Below are 17,994 nucleotides of genomic sequence, written 5' to 3' on the forward strand. Positions count from 1 at the left end.
GGTTTAGACACAACAGAGGCGAAGCGTTTCCGCTTCGCCTCTGTTGTACTTCGAACCTTCGGTGTTCGAACCTTCGGTGTTTGAACCTGCGGTGTTTGAACCTGTGGGCCCGGCTTGCCTAGCGCTTGGAGAGTGCTCCTGCGACCAGGAAAGCCATCTCCAGGGACTGCATGTGGTTCAGGCGTGGGTCGCAGACCGACTCGTAGCGTTCCAGGAATGCTTCCTGGTCTACGGGGTCGGCGCCGCCCAGGCACTCGGCGACGTCGTCGCCAGTCATCTCGACGTGGAGGCCGCCCGGGAAGGTGCCCAGCGAATTGTGCACCTCGAAGAAACCGCGAACCTCGTCCATGACGTCGTCGAAGTTGCGGGTCTTGTAGCCGTTCGGCGACGTCACCGTGTTGCCATGCATCGGGTCGGATACCCAGAGGACCTGCGCGCCGGAGTCGGTGACTTTCTCGACCAGCCGGGGCAGCTTCTCACGAATGTTGCCGGCACCCATGCGCGTAATGAAGGTCAGGCGACCTGGCTCGCGATTGGGATCCAGTTTATCGATCAGTGCCAGGGCATCGTCGGGTGAGGTGTTCGGACCGAGCTTTACGCCGATCGGGTTCCGAACCCGCGACAGGAAGTCGATGTGGGCGCTGTCGATGTCACGGGTACGCTCCCCGATCCACAGGAAGTGGGCCGAGGTGTCATACGGGAGCCCGGTGCGTGAGTCGGTCCGCGTCAGCGCCCGCTCGTAGTCGAGCAGGAGCGCTTCATGGCTGGCGAAGAACTCGACCCTCTTCAGTGCCTCGAAGTCGGTGCCGCAGGCATCCATGAACCGGACCGCGCGGTCGATTTCACCGGCCAACGACTCGTAGCGAGAATGGGCTGGGTTGGCGGTGAAACCCTTGTTCCAGTGGTGGACCAGGCGTAGATCCGCAAAACCGCCCTGGGTGAAGGCACGGATCAGGTTAAGTGTGGAAGCGGACGTGTGGTACGCCTTGACCATGCGGGAAGCATCATGCCCACGCGACTCAGGGGTGAACTCGTAGCCGTTGACCATGTCGCCGCGGTACGCCGGAAGCGTCACGCCTTCGCGGGTCTCATCGTTGGATGAACGTGGCTTGGCGAACTGCCCAGCCATCCGGCCCATCTTGATCACCGGCAGTGATGCACCGTAAGTCAGGACCACTGCCATCTGCAGAATGGTGCGCACACGGGCGCTGATCCGATCTGCGGTTGCGCCCTCGAAGGTTTCGGCGCAGTCACCGCCCTGCAGCAAGAATGCCTTGCCCTGGGCAGCGGCGGCCAGGCGGTCACGCAGCACGTCGACCTCGCCGGCGAAGACCAGTGGAGGAAGGGTGGAAAGTTCTTTGACGGAGGCCGAATACACGCTGGGGTCCTGCCAGGTGGGCTGCTGCGAAATGGGCAGCTGGCGCCAGTTGTCAAGCATCGCGCTTGCCTGCGGGCTGCTCTGCCCTGCTGGAGGAACGGTGGTTTCGGTGGGTGCGAAGATATCAGTCACCGGTTAAGCCTAATGGGTCTACATCCCCGCCGCTGCCGGGACCGTCACGCAGCGGAGCAGCACGTCACATTGTGCCGGGCGCCACGCTTCCTGACCCAGCAGCCGGACTACCGTTTCCGGCTCAGCCAGACCGGCAATTTGATACTGGTGAGCCTGCTGCGCAAAGACTTCTGGTTGGTGTCCTGCTCCGCGGCTGTCGGGGCGGCGGAGGCGGATTTGCCGTGCGCCTTCTTCTCGGAGCTCTTCGCGGCCGCAAGCTTTTCTTTCACACTGCTCGCGTACACGTCCACATACTCCTGGCCGGAGAGTCGCATCAGTTCGTACATGATCTCGTCGGTCACGGACCGCTGAACAAAACGATCCTCGGCGAGACCTTCGTACCGGGAAAAATCGAGAGGTTCGCCGACGATGATGCCGATCCTGCGAATGTTGGGGATTCGCCGGCCAATAGGTTGTACCTTGTCCGTGCCGATCATCGCTACCGGTATCACCGGCACCCCGGTGGCGAGCACCAGTTTGGCCACGCCGGTCTTTCCTCGATACAGCCGGCCGTCGGGACTGCGCGTTCCTTCGGGATAGATACCCAGGATCCCGCCATTGTTCAGCACCGCTTCACCCGCGCTCAGCGAACTCGACGAAGCAGCACCGCCTGAGCGGTCCATCGGCAGCTGGTTCGAGAGTCTGAAGAACATCGCGGTGAGCTTTCCCTTGATGCCCTTACCCGTGAAGTACTCGGACTTGGCCAGGAAGATCACCGGCCGGGGCACTGCGATCGGAAGGAAAATCGAGTCTGAGAAGGAGAGGTGGTTACTGACCAGCACCGCCGGACCATCCAGTGGGACGTTGTCCATTCCCTTCACCCAGGGCCGGAAGAGGAGACCCAGAATCGGACCTACGATGATCCGCTTCATGAACCAATAAAACACGCTGACAGCCTTCCTCGACCCGAGCGGGATCACGGCGGATTACCCCACAGTCGATCGCGCTTTTCCTTGAGAGACTACTCTAAGGAACGGATTCGCTGGTAAGGCATTGGTGGCAGGTGGCACGATGGGGCTATGACATCCAGCGCGGGTCCCGTCGCCTTCTCTTCCGACGGTTTCGGGGAGGCGTCGCGCATCGGCATCCTCCTGAGTCACGGTTTCACCGGTTCTCCGGTTAGCCTGCTCGATTGGGCCCAGTATCTAGCCGATCAGGGGTACGCAGTGCGGCTCCCTCTGCTCGACGGCCATGGCACCACCTGGCAGGAACTTGCCCGCACCCCTTGGCAGCGCTGGTACGCCAGCTATGAGACGAGTTACCGGGAGTTGGCACAGTCAACCGAGAAGATCGTCGTCGCCGGCCTGTCAATGGGCGGGACCCTTGCACTGCGGTTGGCGGCCCTGCAGCCGGTGGCCGGCGTCGTCGTCGTCAATCCTGGTCTCACCATCGCCGATCCGCGCGCACGTTACGCCGGGGTGCTGAAGTTTGTGATGCGATCGGTGCCAGCCATCGCCAACAACATCAAGAAGGAAGGGCTCGACGAGGGCGCGTACGCGCGGACCCCCGTTGCTGCTGTCGCACAGCTCGGCCGACTATTCAGGGAGACGGTCAACCTGCTCCCGTCAGTGACCGCGCCCACGCTGGTTTTTCGCTCATCGGTGGACCCGATCGTGCCGGAAAGCAGCCTGGAGGTGCTGCAACAGCGGATTGGTAGCAAAGCTCTTGAGATTGTGCGTTTGGAGAACAGCTACCATGTTGCGACCATGGACCATGACGCGCAGTTGATTTTTGAACGGTCAGCGCAATTTATCCAGCACGTGACGGCAGGTAGCACCGCATGACATCCCGAGGTCAGGAACCCAACGAGTCCACTGACGATGCCGTGTGGCAGGATCTGGTGGCCCGGTTGGAGCAGACGCCCACCGCGCCGGAGGCTGCAGCCAGTTCGGCACCGGAACAGAACGTTGATGCGGGTTTGTCCGATCAGGACCGGATGCGGGCTCTGTTTGAGAATCAGCCCCGCCGCTCCCCCAGTGGTCCGCGGGACTATACCCCCGAGGAGCCCGACGACGACGAAGACGAGGGTTATCATCCGCCGGAGCCGCCGGCGCTGGGTACCGGGGAGCCGCTGCTGGTCCTCGCCTGGTTCGGCGCAGTGGGTGGACCGATCGCTTTGCTTTTACTCGCCATGTTCTGGCGCGCCGCCCCGCTCACGATGATGCTGGGGGTGCTGGCCATCTTCCTGGTGTCGGTGGCGTTCCTGATCCTGAGGCTCCCCAAGACCCGCGATCACGGAGACAACGGCGCCGAAGTATAGGTAGCTGCCGCGTTCCGTATGACCGAGCCGGAGTGGTCAGCCGGTGATGTGTACCGGGGTGGCCGAGTCGATCCTGGCTGGTTGAAGGCGGCTCCCGCCTCGTTGGGCGGCCGCACCGGCCAGTACTACCAGTGCAATGCCCGCCAGCTGCGGGACTCCCACGTGTTGTTGAAGAATTATCAGTCCCAGCAGCACTCCGAACGCAGGTTCCAGTGCCATCAGCGTTCCGAAGGCTGTAGGGGTCATCCGGCGTAGTGCGAGCATCTCCAGTGCGAAGGGCAGCACCGGGAGCAGCACGGCCAGGCCCAGCGCGGCGGCGAGGATGCCTGGCGTGATGTGGCCAATGGCTTGAGGGACCCCGACGACGGCCGCGGCAACCGCCGCGATTGGCACCGTCAGGGAGAGCGAGGCGATTCCGTTGAAACGGTCGCCGATGCGTTGAGTGAGAAGGATGTAGACGGCCCACCCCACGGCCGCCATCGCCGCGAAGCCGACTCCCGTCACATTGAAAGTCCCCTGCCAGGGTTCGGTCATGAGAATCACACCGATCAGGGCGAGACCCGGCCAGAGCAGCGCCCTCTTGCGGTGGCTTCGCAGAGCTGCCACGGTCAATGGTCCGAGAAACTCGATTGCGACGGCGGTGCCGAGGTGGATGTGCTCCAGTGCCGCGAGGAACCCGATGGTCATCAGACCCGTAGCCAGACCCAGACCGATAATGGTGGGCACGTCCTGGCGGCGGATCGAGCGAAGTGGTGGACGGACCAGAGCGATCAGGATGATTGCTCCCATGCTCAAGCGCAGCCATGCGGTTCCGCCCGGGCCGACAGCGCCAATCAGGTCCACCGACAGAGCAGAACCTAGCTGGACTGAGAACATCGCCGTTATCGCAAGCCCCCAGGGCGGGACGGGTGACGTTCTGGTCATGATTTGATCGGTTCGGGACGGATCAGCCGGCTGGCGGTCTGCACGTCGGGGCCGAGTTGGCTGAGGTGGGAGGCAAGCGCATCCGCTGCGAGTTGCAGAGCGTGGTCAGTCATCGGCTCAAGAGCATCCAGGATGAAAAGCGCGGTTTCGGTATTGTTTTTGAGCTGTGTCCGCCGCCCTTGCCGCCAGTTCCAGCGCCGGCACGTCACTCCTGTGTCATCCCTCCAGACCACTTCGCCAGGTTCCGGAAACTCGACCGTTTCCTCGCCCCCGGTCGCGGTGTCGAACGGTTCGGTTCCCCTGGCGAGGGTCAGGCGGGGTGGGCCAGCGTAACCGGTGAGATCCTCGCCACCCAAGGGGACCTGGTGGAGGACTGAGATGGCGTTGTAGATGTCGGTGAGTCGGTTGACGCGTGGGAGCCCGGTGGCTGACCTCCGCAGGAGGGCCTCCAGACTGTTGCGCGTTCGTTGCGGCTCGGCCCCGAAACCGCGATAGGTGTCCCGCCACGCAGCGACGTGTGCAAGTTGCTCAACCGGAGTAGTTTTGAGGAGCTCACGGGCGAAACCTTCAGTGTGACTGAGGAGGTCCTCGCTTGTCTGGTCGCTGGGCCCTGGCACCAGACCATCGGCGGCGATCAGCACAGCACGATAGTCCGGACGAAGCAAGAACACTTCCGGGTCAACGCGGCTGGATTCCACAACCTGGCGCAAGCTGCTCCGATCATTCATTGGTTGTTGCTTCTCGGTGGCTCAGCCCTACACCGGGCTCGAAAACTGCCATGGTGAACGTGGCCGGTTCCATGGTTACATTCGCGTACGAGTGGGCAACGTCCCCGGGAAACGACACGGCGTCCCCGGTTTCGAGCACTATTGTCTGCTCCCCCACCTGCACTGTGATCGAACCTTGCCGCACCTGGAGAAACTCTTTGGTTCCCTTGGAGTGTGGCTCGCTCTCGTGGCGGTCCCCCGGCACGAATGTCCAGTCCCAAAGTTCGACGACGTCGGGTGACTCGGAGCCTGCCACCAGCGTCCCCCTGCCACCGGCTTCGGAAGTCCAGAGGGCGGCACCTTCACCGCTGCGTGTAACTGTCACGGGCTTCGCCGATGGAGACTCAACCAGCGAAGGCAGCCCGATGCCGAGAGCGTCGCTCAACCTCAACAGTGTTCCTACACTCGGGTTGGTGGCACCCTGCTCCACATTGATCAGCATGCGACGACTCACGCCAGCAGCGTCTGCAAGCTGATCAAGAGTCAGGGATCGGGAGTGGCGCTCTTGTTTGATGCGGCTGCCAATTGCTGCCGCAAGCGCAGTGGGGTTACTTACCATAAGTGCAGCATACTGCACTTTGAGTGCAGTATGCATTATCAGTGCAGTATGCGTTGTCGAGCGCGACTGCTGTCTGGATGGGCGCCGCCTGTGGTCCGACGCTGCCTACGTCGCCGGAAGCACTCTAAGCAGTCAACGATAATCGGGGGCGCACTCTCAGAAGGGCGGGGGTATGTCGGGTGGTGGTGCTGGTGGTGGGTCTGGTCGGGTGAGGTAGGTTTCGCCGAGCGGTGAGATCGCGATGATGGTCCCGGGTTCGGGTTGTTGGTAGTGCCAGTAGCCTTCGGTTTTGAACATGTGGTGGCGTTTACACAGGGCCGCCAGGTTCCCGTAGCTGGTTTTGCCGCCTTGGGACCAGGGGGTGGTGTGGTCGAGTTCGCAGAACACCGCCAACCGGTTACATCCCGGATGCCGACAGGTTCCGTCCCGGACCCGGACCGCATCCTTTAGGTCCTGCGGGACCCGGTACGTGGTCGCATCGGCGCCGAGCCTGGCCCCGGTGAAGGGGTGGGTGAGGATTCTGGTGAACGATGGTGCGTGGCCGGCGAGCTGACGTGCGGTCTCCGGATCAATCGGCCCGTAGCCTTCCAATTCACCGGGAGCATCCCCACCGAGGAGAGTCATCACCGGGACTGTGACGAACACCTTCGCCTGCACACCCCAATACGTGCTGGCCTCCCCCGACTGACTAGCTGTTCCCGGCCAGCTCCGGTCAGCACCCGGGCCGGCCCCAGCGGCAGTATCAGGTTCGGTCCCAGCGGCAGCACCAGGGCCAGCTGGGCCAGCTGGGTCGGGTGCTTCACTCATGTGTCCGGTGGGTCCGGCGCTGGTGAGGACGTCAACGAGGACGTCGGCGCGTAACTGGGTGAGGGTCCTGGATTCGTCGGGGCCTTGCAGGTTACGGGCTGCGGTGTCGACGCGGTGGAAGATCCCGGCGGCTTGTTCGGTGGGCAGGAAGGCTTGGAGCCAGGCCATCCCGTCCTGCGCCGGGTCCAGATACACGCGCCGGTCCTGGAGCGCCTTCCGGTGCCGCAGGGTGATCGATTCTGGGTGGAAGATGTCACGTAACCGTTGGGCCTGGCGGTAAAACTTCGCCACCGTGGTCTTGCAGGCCAGACCGATGAGCTGGGCCTCGAATGCGGCCATCACGGCGGGAACGGTATCCGGGATACCGATCGCTTCCCCGACCACCGCCCACGCGTGACGGCGCGATAACCTGCCATTCTCCAACGCGGTCAGGGTGGCCCGGTAATCGCGGACCAGCAGCTCACTATGGTCAAGCAGAGAACCAGCAGTGCGCTCCGGGATGCGCAGCGCCGCACCGATCTCCGACGCAGCCAGGGCGTGAGTGTGGTCCTGGTCTTCGGCCCACGGGTGTTCCTCGGCCATCAGGTCATGAAGGTGGGTGGCCGCTTTGGCTTCCTGCGCATCGACCCAGGACCGCAACGCTGAGAGCGTCTTGAGCAGGTTCACGGTCTGCCCCGCGTTCAACGTCACCATCGCCGCGACCGACACCTGGCCAGACAACGGCACCGGAGCCCCCGGCCCGGTCGGAGCGGTCCAGGTCGCTTCCCCGCCCAGCGGACCGCCCGGACCGTACCCACCCGCATTCCCCGAAGCAGTGTTCGCGGACCCGCTCTCGAAGACGGAACCGGGGCCAGAATCCGGGCCAGAACCGGGGCCGGATTCGGGGGAAAATCCCGATCCGGGAGCAGAAGCGTCGCTGCCTTTCATATCTTTATTCCATCATCGCCCACTGACAAAATAGGGGCCGATTCAGGGTCACCCGAAAAACTTTTTCAACTATTTTTCGGGCCCACAGAACCATCACCGGACCGCCCCCTGGGCACCCGCTGCACCGAGAGATGCAGCGCATCAAGGTGCACGAGTCCGCTGGAGTCCACCGGTTGCAGCAGTGTACTCAGCGAAGCAGGGCCCGATAAAGCCGAATTTGGGGACACCGCGACTTGGCTGGCGGCCAGGGCCTTCTTCGTTAGGTCCTTGTGCCGTTCCCAAAGCACACTTCCCATCGTGATCACCATGGCTAGACCGGTAGCCCAAAGGTACTCAGACCCCTGCAGCGTCCGGATGATAGAGCTGATCAGGAGTATTCCGGCAAGTACAAAGAGCGCCCATCGTCCGGTGCTCATTGCGGTTCCACTCAAGAGAGTCGATGCGTCTTGCAGTTTCAGCCGTTCATAGTTGCGCAACGCAACCAATAGCCTGCCGCTTATCGCTCAGGAGGACAGGAACGCCTAAGAAGCCCCGTTCTAGTTCCGGCCAGCACGCCCGCGACTCAACCGCGGACTCAACCTGGAGAGATCCGCCGCCCCCACCAACCCGGCAGAAGGCCCCAACGCTGCAGCTTCCACCCGCGCAGCCGGGCGGAACCCTCGACCCGTCAGGTTGCGGCCAAAGGCTCGCCGGGCCGGTTCCAGCAGCACATCTCCGGCAGCACCCAGTCCGCCGCCCACCACAAAGGTTCCCGGGTCCAGCGCAGCAGCCAGGTTGGCGAGCCCAAGCCCGAGCCACTGCCCGACGTCGTCGACCAGTTCCCGGCTCGCCGGGTCTCCTTCCAGCGCCAGCTTGGTGACGACGGCCCCGGTGATGAGCTGTGGGTCGCCGTCGACTTCCCTCAACAATGCCTGGGCTACCGGGGAATTGGCGGTCGCAAGCTCCCGCGCCTCCCGTCCCAACGCGTTGCCTGAGGCGTACTGCTCCCAGCATCCCCGGTTTCCGCATTCACAGCGGTGACCCTGCGGCACGATGATCTGGTGGCCAAACTCCCCAGCCACCCCGAAACGTCCCCGCTCCAGGGCGCCGTCCATGATCATGGCTCCGCCGATGCCGGTGCCCAGGGTGATGCAGACCAACCGGCTCTCCCCCTGGCCTGCACCGAACCGCCATTCGGCCCACGCGGCGGCGTCGGCGTCGTTGACCACGGTCACCCTCCGCCGAAGGATCCGCTCAAGATTGTGGCGCAGGGGCTCATTGCGCCACGCCAGATGGGGGCTGAAAAGCACGGTCCCGTTGGTCAGGTCCATCCAGCCAGCGGCGCCGATCCCCACCGACCGGATCCGGTGGCCCACCGACAGCTCGGCTACCAGTTCAGCGATGATCGCTTCGACGTGCCTCGGATCGTGCCCGGGCGTATCCCTGCGGGATTCGGCGAGGATGTTGCCGTGGATGTCGACGACGCCGGCTGCCACCTTGGTCCCACCAATATCGATCCCGATCGCAAGCCCACGGCGCAGGAACGTGGGCGAATCTGGGTAGCCAGCGGTGAAGCCAACAGGCCGCCGTCGGGCACCCAGACCCCCGCCACCGGGGGCGCGGAGCTGACCCCGCAGCCGGGGCACTGCCGGGGCGTCCGTCTGCCTGATCATTGGTTGTCCTCCGCTGGATTGCCATCGGCGTTGCCCTACCGTTACCGATTCGTACATTACTGGAGAGTATTAACGTCGGTTGAACCTATAGGCTAATGAAATCCAGCAAGTTTTGGAGATATCAAAGGAGATAGTCGTGCGCGAATACAGCGTCCCCGTAATGGTGGACACGCCCCGTGACAGTAATATCACGGAGCTGGTTGTCAAACAGGCTGCAAAGCCGTCCAACCCAGCGTTGTTCTCCAAAAAGGACAACGCCGGAGAGTGGCAGAACATCCAGGCGACTGAATTCCTCGCTGACGTCCAGCTCCTCGCAAAAGGCCTGATGGCCAGCGGCGTCCAGGCCGGCGACCGCGTGGCGATCATGGCTCGCACCCGGTACGAGTGGTCGCTGGTGGACTTCGCGATCTGGTTTGCCGGAGCCATCTCAGTACCCGTCTACGAAACTTCATCACCCTCACAGGTGGGCTGGATCCTTGAGGATTCGGGCGCGGTCGCTGCCTTCGTCGAATCGGCCCGCCATGAGAACGTGGTGCGCCAGGCGGCAGCCGCAGCGAACATCCCCGGTGTTCAGCACGTGTGGCAGCTGGACAACAACGGCCTGGATCCCCTGCGCGGCGCCGGTACCGACATCGATGATCAAGCGCTGGAAGACCGCCGTCGGACCGCGGGGCTCGACGACGTCGCCACCATCATTTACACGTCGGGCACCACAGGCAAGCCCAAGGGGTGCGAGCTGACGCACGGGAACTTCGTCGAGCTGTCGGTGAACGCCGGGGCAGCCCTCCCCGAGGTAGCCCACGAGGGTGCCCAGACCATCATGTTCCTCCCCCTGGCCCACGTATTCGCCCGGTTCATCTCCGTGTTGTGTGTGTCTGTCGGCGCTACCGTGGCCCACACCCCCGATGTCAAGAACCTGCTCCCGGATCTGCAGAGCTACAAGCCGTCCTTCATCCTCGCCGTCCCCCGCGTGTTCGAGAAGGTCTACAACAACTCGATGCTCAAAGCCGAGGACGGCGGCAAGGGCAAGATCTTCCACGCCGGCGCCAAGGTGGCCATCGAATGGTCCAAAGCCGACCAGGCCGGCAAGGTACCGCTGGCGCTCAAGGTAAAACACGCGGTCTTTGACCGGATCCTCTTCAGCAAGATCCGCGAAGCCATGGGCGGCCGCGTGGAGCATGCCGTCTCCGGCGGCGCACCACTGGGCGACCGGCTGGGTCACTTCTTCCACGGCATTGGCCTGATGGTCCTCGAGGGGTACGGCCTCACCGAGACCACGGCACCAATCACCGTGAGCACACCGAAGAAGATCAAGATCGGCATGGTCGGGGCGCCGCTTCCCGGCAACGCAGTGAAGATTGCCGACGACGGCGAAATCCTCGCCAAGGGCGTCTGCGTGATGCGCGGCTACTACAATCGCGATGACCTCACCGAAGAAACCTTCGCCGACGGCTGGTTCCGCACCGGCGATATCGGCGAGCTGGATGGCGACGGATTCCTGAAAATCACCGGTCGCAAGAAGGAAATCATCGTCACCGCAAGTGGCAAGAACGTCATCCCCGCACAGCTGGAAGACACCATCAGATCCAACGCCCTGGTATCGCAGTGCGTTGTCGTCGGCGATCACCGGGCCTTCATCTCGGCCCTGATCACCCTTGACGAAGAGGCTCTGCCGGGCTGGCTTGAGCGCCACCAGCTACCCAAGAACACCACCGTGGCTCAGGCCGCCGAACACCCACTGGTTACCGCCGAAGTGCAGCAACTGGTGGATCAGGCCAACGCGAACGTCTCGCAAGCCGAGTCAATCAAGGCGTTCAGAATTGTGGCCACCGACTTCACCGAGACCAGCGGGCACCTGACCCCATCCCTGAAGATCAAGCGGGCCCAGGTCCTGAAGGATTACTCCTCGGTGGTCGAGGGCATCTACTCGGCCCCTCGCGCCTAGCGCAGCCGGAGATCGGTAGCTGATTTACCCGGTCTTCAGGGACAGTAGAGCGTTCTCGACTACTTCCGTGAGGGCCGGGTGAATCCAGTACTGTCCGCTGGCCATGGTTTGGGCATCGAGTCCGAAGGACATCGCCTGGATGACCGGCTGGATGATCATTGACGCCTCGTGGCCCATGATGTGGGCGCCGAGAATCATGCCGGTGCGTTGGTTGGCGATCAGCTTCACAAAACCGGTGGTGTCCTCCATCGCCCAGCCGAACGCCGTCGACCCGTATTGCTGGACGGCAACAGTGATCTCAAAGCCTTCAGCCTCGGCCTTCGCCAGTGCTTCAGCTTCGGTCAGGCCGACAACCGCTACCTGAGGGTGCGTGAACACCGCCGCCGGAACAAACCGGTGGTCACTGGTGCGCAGACTGCCAGGATGGATCAGGTTGTGCGAGACGACCCGCGCCTCATGGTTGGCGACGTGTTTGAGCTGGAACCGGTTGCTGACGTCACCCAGGGCCCATAGCCCGTCGATAGGCGAACCGTCGCGGAGGACCCGCTGGTGTCCGTCCACGACCAGGCGACCCTCAGTATCGAGATCGAGCCCGACGTCGGCGGCTCCCAACCGGTCGGTGTTCGGCACCCTGCCGATGGCCACCAGCACGACGTCGACGTCCAGTTCCTGACCTTCGGGTCCGTCGATTACCGCGTGCACGGATCCGTCGTCGTTGGCGGTCAGTGAGGCGACGGTGTGATTGAGGACGACGTCCCACCGGCGAAGCGCCTCCGCGGTGAACGCTTCCGAGACGGAGTCGTCGAGGGTACGTAACAGGCTGCCGGAGCGGTTAACCATGGTGACAGCTGAGCCAAATGCGCCGAAGATGTGAGCGAATTCGGCGGCAATGTAGCCGCCGCCGATGATGAGGATCCGCGCCGGCAACTCATCCAACCGCATGATGGTGTCCGAGGTATGCACCTGCGGAAGGGTGATTCCCGGAATGTCCGGTAGCACCGCCCGTGATCCCGCTGCGATGACGATCTGGTCCGCGTGGATCTCCTCGCCCGTCGCGGTGACGAAGGACTTCTCCCCCGTGAACCGCACGTATTCCTGGTACAGGGTGACGTTGTCCAGCTCGTCTGCCCGGTATCGTCTGCCGTCCCGGGAAATCGCGTCGATCCGAGAGAAGATGCGGTCCCTGATGGCCCTCCACCTGACGTCGCGGAGCTCAAGGTCGACACCGAGTGACTGCGCCTCTTGTGCCCCGGTGGCCAGTTCGGCAGGAAAGACGAACATTTTGGTCGGTATACAGCCGACGTTCAGGCAGGTCCCGCCGAACACGCCGCCGTCGATCAACGCCACTTTTCGGTCATCCCAGTCGGGGGTGATCAGGCTGTTGCCGGAACCGGAACCGACTATCGCCAGGTCGTAGTGAGTCACTGCAGTTCGTCGACGACCAGCGCCGCAAGTTCGACGACAGCATCCCGCGTTGCCGGTTTCAGCCGGGCCAGGTCCACCTGTGAACCTTCTGCCAGATGACGGTCGTAGGGAATGCGGACAACGGTGCTGACTCGGGACCGGAAGTGCTCTTCGATTTCGGTCACGTTCACCTGGGTTCCGTTCCCGGAGGACAGGTTGATCACGACGATGGCACTAGCCACCAGGTCGTGGCGTCCGTGTGCCTCGAGCCAAGACAGGGTTTCGGAAGCCAGCCGGGCCTCGTCCACACTTCCGCCGGAAACCAGCACGACGGCGTCGGCCTTCTCGAGGGTTCCCTTCATCACCGAGTGCACCATGCCGGTGCCCGAATCGGTCAGCACAATCGAGTAGTAGCGACTCAGGATATCGGTGACCGCGCGGTAGTCGGCGTCGTCGAATGCCTGGGCGATTGCCGGGTCCGTATCGGAGGCCAGCACATGCAGCCGGGACCCTTCGCGAGCCACATAGCTGGAGAGCTGGGCGAAGGAATCCACCATGAACCGGTTCTGCACCAACTGGCGGGCTGTGAAGTCGGCCTTGCCGGGCGAACGATCGGAGAGCGTCCCCCGGTCCGGGTTGGCGTCCATCGCAATGATGCGGTCCTCGCGGACCTGGGCCAGCGTCATGCCAAGCAGCGTGGTGACAGTGGTCTTTCCCACCCCGCCTTTCCGCGACAGCACAGGAACATAGCGGGTGCGCTCCCCCAACCGCACCGAAATCCGGTGCTCCAGTGCGCGGCGGATCCGGACGGCGTCAGAATCGCCGAGGTTCAGATAGCCAAAGCTCAGCGTATGGAGGAGCTTGCGCCAGCCGTCAACAGGGGGACGCTTCGTTACCTCAAGGAGCCGCTCAGACGTCAGTGAGGCGGCGGTTTCAGGACCGGTTTCCTTCTGCCGGCGGGCGCTGCGCGCTTCAGTGGTCTCAGCGGCTGGCCGCTCGACCGGGGGCGTGGCAGTAGCCGAGGGGAACCAGCCCGCAAGATCCGCCGCCGGCTCAGCCGCCGCAGAAACTGTAGGCGTCGCGGAAACTGAAGGCGTCGCAGGAGTTTCCGGCGCCTTAGCCGCAGGCGCGGCCAGCACCGACGGCACCGCGGATGGCAGTGCCGGGGCGTCGGCGTTCCCGAGGGGCAGCGCCGAGGTGTAGTCGACCGGAAGGCCGGTCAACGCTCCATGATCGGTCGCCAACTCGTGGTCAACCGATCCTCGACCCTCGGGATCGCGACCCACGGAGACGGAAGCATCCGCGTTGTCCCCGGCGTGAGGAGAATCAGTCTCCGGTAGGTCGGACTGAGTGTCGTCGGATGGGTCAATGTCCGGGCCGGTACCGGACGGATCTTGCGGGGCCATAGTTCCTCACAGGTTCGAAGATGGCGCGCCAAATGCGCCGTGGTCTCCAGCCAAACACTAGCGCACCAGAACCCGCACGGCCGTACCGGCTAGGCGGTCTCGATCACCATCAGCAGATCCCCGCCCTGCACCTGGGAGACGGCGTCGACGGCGATCCGCTTGACCGTGCCTGCCACCGGTGAGGTGATTCCGGCTTCCATCTTCATCGCTTCGATCGTGGCGATCGTCGCGCCCTGCTCAATGGTGTCCCCCTCGGCAACCGTGACGGTGACAGCACCGGCGAAAGGCGCAGCGATCTGGCCCGGCGCCGACTTGTCCGCCTTCTCCGCCGCCTTGACATCACTGTGGATGCTGCGGTCACGCACGACGACGGGTCGCATCTGCCCGTTCAGCGTGCACATCACCGTGCGCATCCCCTTCTCATCAGGCTCCGACACCGCGCTGAGGGTGGCGATCAGCCGGACACCCTTTTCGAGCGGGATAACGTGCTCGCTGCCCTGCTGCAAGCCATACAAGTAGTCGCGGGTGTCCAGGACCGACACGTCGCCGTAGGTTTCCCGGGTGGCCAGGAAATCCTTGGTGGGGCCGGCGAACAGCAACCGGTTGAGGGTCGCGCGTCGGACTTTCGAATCCCCGGTCAGCGCGGCCAGGTCTTCGGCACTGATCTCCGCGTCGCGGACCTTGATTTCGCGGCCCTGCAGGGCCTTGGTGCGGAAGGGCTCTGGCCACCCGCCGGGAGGATCCCCGAGTTCCCCGCTGAGGAAACCGATCACCGAATCGGGGATGTCGTAGTTTTGCGGATTCTCCTCGAAGTCGGCGGGATCCACGTTGGTCCCCACCAACTGCAACGCGAGATCCCCCACCACCTTCGACGACGGGGTGACCTTCACGAGCCGCCCAAGTATCCGGTCCGCCGCCGTGTACATGTCCTCGATAGCTTCAAACCGTTCCCCGAGGCCCAGGGCGATGGCCTGCTGGCGAAGGTTGGACAGCTGGCCACCCGGAATCTCATGCCGGTACACCCGACCTGTAGGTCCTGGCAGCCCCGACTCGAACGGGGCATACACGCGCCGGACTGCCTCCCAGTAGGGTTCCAGCGAGCAGATATCCGCCAGCGAAATCCCGGTATCCCGTTCAGTATTGGCCAGGGCCGCGACCAGGGCCGACGCCGAGGGCTGGCTCGTGGTCCCCGCGAGGGAGGCGCTGGCGACGTCGACGGCGTCCACTCCCGCGTCCACGGCGGCGAGCAGCGTGGCCAGCTGGCCACCGGCGGTGTCGTGGGTGTGGAGGTGAACGGGCAGGTCAAAACGCTCACGCAGGGCAGTGACGAGCTGGGCGGCTGCCGCTGGCCGCAGCAGGCCGGCCATGTCCTTGATCGCCAGGATGTGGGCGCCCGCGTCGACGATCCGCTGCGCCAACTCGAGGTAGTACTCCAGGGTGTAAAGCTTCTCCTCGGGGTCGAGCATGTTGGAGGTGTAGCAAAGGCCAACCTCGGCAACCGCGGTACCGGTGGCACGGACCGCGCGGATGGCTGGTTCCATCTGGGAGACGTCATTGAGTGCGTCGAAGATCCTGAAGATGTCGATGCCGGTCTCGGCTGCCTCCTTCACGAAGGCCTCGGTGACCTCCTCGGGGTACGGGGTGTAACCGACCGTGTTCCGGCCTCGCAGCAGCATCTGCAGGCAGATGTTTGGCAGTTCCTTGCGCAGGGCTGCGAGACGCTCCCACGGTTCCTCACCGAGGAACCGGAGTGCGACGTCGTACGTGGCACCGCCCCACGCCTCAACGGACAGCAACTGGGGTGTCCGGCGGGAGACGGCGTCGCCGGCGGCCACCAGGTCACGGGTGCGGACCCGGGTGGCGAGCAGCGACTGGTGCGCGTCGCGGAAAGTGGTGTCGGTGACGGCGACGGCTTTCTGGGCACGGAGCTCGGCAGCGAACTTCTCGGGACCGAGTTCCTGCAGCCGCTGACGCGACCCCGGCCCTGGGGGCGCCTCGCCCTCACCAGCAACGGGCAGCTTGTCGGCGGGGTCGATTTCCACGAGCCGCTCACCGTGGGGCTTGTTGACTGTCACATCTGCCAGCCAGGTCAGCAGCTTGGTCCCGCGGTCTGCAGAGACCCGGGCGGTGAGCAGTTCGGGGCGTTCGTCGATGAAGTTGGTCGCGACGTCGCCGGCGATGAAGTCGGGATCGTCAAGGACGGCCTGCAGGAAGGAGATGTTGGTCGACACCCCTCGGACCCGGAATTCGGCCAGGGCGCGTCGGGCCCTGGTCACGGCCGACTTGTGATCGCGACCACGGCAGGTCAGTTTCACCAGCATCGAATCGAAGTGCGGACTGATTTCAGCGCCCGCGTAGACGGTGCCGCCGTCGAGCCGCACCCCGGCGCCGCCAGCGGACCGGTAGGCGGTGATCTGTCCGACGTCGGGCCGGAAACCGTTGGCGGGGTCCTCGGTGGTGATGCGGCTCTGCAGGGCAGCACCCCGCACCTGGACGCTGTCCTGGCTCAGGCCAAGGTCCGCGAGGGACTCACCCGCGGCGATGCGCAGCTGCGCCTGCACCAGGTCGACGTCGGTGATCTCCTCGGTAACGGTGTGCTCCACCTGGATGCGGGGGTTCATCTCGATGAAGACATGCTGGCCCGCCCGCTCCCCCACCGTGTCGACGAGGAACTCGACGGTGCCCGCGTTGACATAACCCAGGGCGGTGGCGAAAGCGACCGCGTCCCGGTGCAGGGCCTGCCGGATGCCCTCATCAAGGTTCGGAGCTGGAGCAATCTCGATGACTTTCTGGTGCCGGCGCTGAATGGAGCAGTCCCGCTCGAACAGGTGCATCACATTGCCCTGCGCGTCCGCGAGGATCTGCACCTCAATGTGGCGGGGGCGGAGCACCGCCTGTTCCAGGAACATGGTCGGATCACCGAACGCGGAGTCGGCTTCCCGCATGGCAGCCTCGAGGGCCTCGGGCAGCGCCTCCCGCTTGTCGACGCGGCGCATTCCGCGACCGCCACCGCCGGCAACCGCCTTCGCGAAAATCGGAAACCCGATCTCGTCAGCCGCGGCGATCAGCTCGTCCAGGTCGGCGCTCGGCTGGGATGACTTCAGGACCGGGATGCCTGCCTTGCGGGCGGCCTCCAGCGCGTGGACCTTGTTGCCCGCCAGTTCCAGCACATCGGCTGGCGGTCCGACGAAGGTGATGCCGGCCTTTTCGGCGGCCCGGGCGAGTCCCGGGTTTTCCGACAGGAAACCGTAGCCCGGGTAGATGGCGTCACACCCGGATTCCTTGGCGACGCGCACAATTTCGTCTACGTCCAGGTAGGCGCGGACCGGGTGACCCTCTTCACCAATGAGGTAAGCCTCGTCAGCCTTCTGCCGGTGGATCGAGTTGCGGTCCTCGTACGGGAACACAGCAACCGTCTTAGCCCCCACCTCAAAGCCAGCCCTGAAGGCACGGATGGCAATCTCGCCACGGTTAGCTACCAGAATCTTCGAAAACATTGCTCTCCTGCGTCCGTGCATCTCACCAATGGATACGTGCGTCCGTGTCCTGCATCACGGCAATCCTCACCCTACCGCGCTGTGACGTCGACCTCTTAACCTTTCTCAACATCTGACCGGCGTCCCTGGCACCGCTGACTTCGGAACCCCTACCGCTCACCTATGATGGAACGGTAGGTCGACCGCCATTGATGCGGAACTGACCAAACCCAGACGAAATAGGGGCCGCCGGCTCAAACTGCGGCCCAGGATTCCCGCTGGCGCGACGTCCGGCAGCCGCGCACACGAGATGTTAGG

The 17,994-nt window shown here is 64.0% G+C and carries 13 protein-coding genes; 3 read left to right on the forward strand and 10 right to left on the reverse strand.

Annotated features, from left to right (window positions below):
- Positions 1-118: 118 nt before the first annotated feature.
- On the reverse strand, positions 119-1,438 hold the full coding sequence (locus ACX80Z_RS07880; protein WP_116778148.1) for a class II 3-deoxy-7-phosphoheptulonate synthase: 1,320 nt from the start codon (positions 1,436-1,438) through the stop codon (positions 119-121).
- Between the two features lie 179 nt (positions 1,439-1,617).
- Complete coding sequence (locus tag ACX80Z_RS07885; protein ID WP_083850796.1) at positions 1,618-2,436, reverse strand: lysophospholipid acyltransferase family protein; 819 nt, start codon at positions 2,434-2,436, stop codon at positions 1,618-1,620.
- 132 nt (positions 2,437-2,568) lie between these two features.
- Here ACX80Z_RS07885 and ACX80Z_RS07890 point away from each other — a divergent pair, with 132 nt between their 5' ends.
- Positions 2,569-3,333 (forward strand): alpha/beta hydrolase, encoded by a 765-nt coding sequence (locus tag ACX80Z_RS07890; protein WP_019481357.1) that lies wholly within the window; start codon positions 2,569-2,571, stop codon positions 3,331-3,333.
- Entirely contained in the window at positions 3,330-3,809 is a 480-nt protein-coding gene (locus tag ACX80Z_RS07895; RefSeq protein WP_459315486.1) for a hypothetical protein, read from the forward strand. The genes ACX80Z_RS07890 and ACX80Z_RS07895 overlap by 4 nt, the downstream gene beginning before the upstream one ends.
- Before the next feature lie 36 nt (positions 3,810-3,845).
- On the opposite strand, the gene ACX80Z_RS07900 is transcribed toward ACX80Z_RS07895, so the two are convergent.
- The 5 genes from ACX80Z_RS07900 to ACX80Z_RS07920 form a co-directional block, all read right to left on the reverse strand.
- Positions 3,846-4,733, reverse strand: coding sequence for an EamA family transporter (locus tag ACX80Z_RS07900; RefSeq protein ID WP_459315488.1), 888 nt, complete (start codon positions 4,731-4,733; stop codon positions 3,846-3,848).
- Positions 4,730-5,461, reverse strand: a complete 732-nt coding sequence (locus tag ACX80Z_RS07905; protein ID WP_459315489.1) for a B3/B4 domain-containing protein — start codon at positions 5,459-5,461, stop codon at positions 4,730-4,732. The genes ACX80Z_RS07900 and ACX80Z_RS07905 overlap by 4 nt, the downstream gene beginning before the upstream one ends.
- Entirely contained in the window at positions 5,454-6,059 is a 606-nt protein-coding gene (locus ACX80Z_RS07910; protein ID WP_459315491.1) for a helix-turn-helix domain-containing protein, read from the reverse strand. The genes ACX80Z_RS07905 and ACX80Z_RS07910 overlap by 8 nt, the downstream gene beginning before the upstream one ends.
- Positions 6,060-6,215: 156 nt before the next feature.
- Entirely contained in the window at positions 6,216-7,793 is a 1,578-nt protein-coding gene (locus tag ACX80Z_RS07915; protein WP_459315492.1) for an HNH endonuclease signature motif containing protein, read from the reverse strand.
- 536 nt (positions 7,794-8,329) lie between these two features.
- Entirely contained in the window at positions 8,330-9,445 is a 1,116-nt protein-coding gene (locus ACX80Z_RS07920) for an ROK family glucokinase (RefSeq protein ID WP_193353954.1), read from the reverse strand.
- Between the two features lie 136 nt (positions 9,446-9,581).
- Here ACX80Z_RS07920 and ACX80Z_RS07925 point away from each other — a divergent pair, with 136 nt between their 5' ends.
- Positions 9,582-11,390: an AMP-dependent synthetase/ligase gene (locus tag ACX80Z_RS07925; protein ID WP_459315493.1), complete on the forward strand. Its 1,809-nt coding sequence runs from the start codon at positions 9,582-9,584 to the stop codon at positions 11,388-11,390.
- A 24-nt stretch (positions 11,391-11,414) separates the two neighbouring features.
- Here the strand turns inward: ACX80Z_RS07925 and ACX80Z_RS07930 are convergent, their stop codons facing one another.
- From ACX80Z_RS07930 to ACX80Z_RS07940, 3 genes are all read right to left on the reverse strand, one after another.
- On the reverse strand, positions 11,415-12,815 hold the full coding sequence (locus ACX80Z_RS07930) for a mycothione reductase (protein ID WP_459315494.1): 1,401 nt from the start codon (positions 12,813-12,815) through the stop codon (positions 11,415-11,417).
- Positions 12,812-14,200: a MinD/ParA family ATP-binding protein gene (locus ACX80Z_RS07935; RefSeq protein ID WP_019481367.1), complete on the reverse strand. Its 1,389-nt coding sequence runs from the start codon at positions 14,198-14,200 to the stop codon at positions 12,812-12,814. Before ACX80Z_RS07935 ends, ACX80Z_RS07930 begins: the two co-directional genes overlap by 4 nt.
- Before the next feature lie 89 nt (positions 14,201-14,289).
- Positions 14,290-17,697 (reverse strand): pyruvate carboxylase, encoded by a 3,408-nt coding sequence (locus tag ACX80Z_RS07940; RefSeq protein ID WP_116779165.1) that lies wholly within the window; start codon positions 17,695-17,697, stop codon positions 14,290-14,292.
- Between the last annotated feature and the right edge of the window lie 297 nt (positions 17,698-17,994).

The sequence above is a fragment of the Arthrobacter sp. TMT4-20 genome (assembly GCF_054510775.1).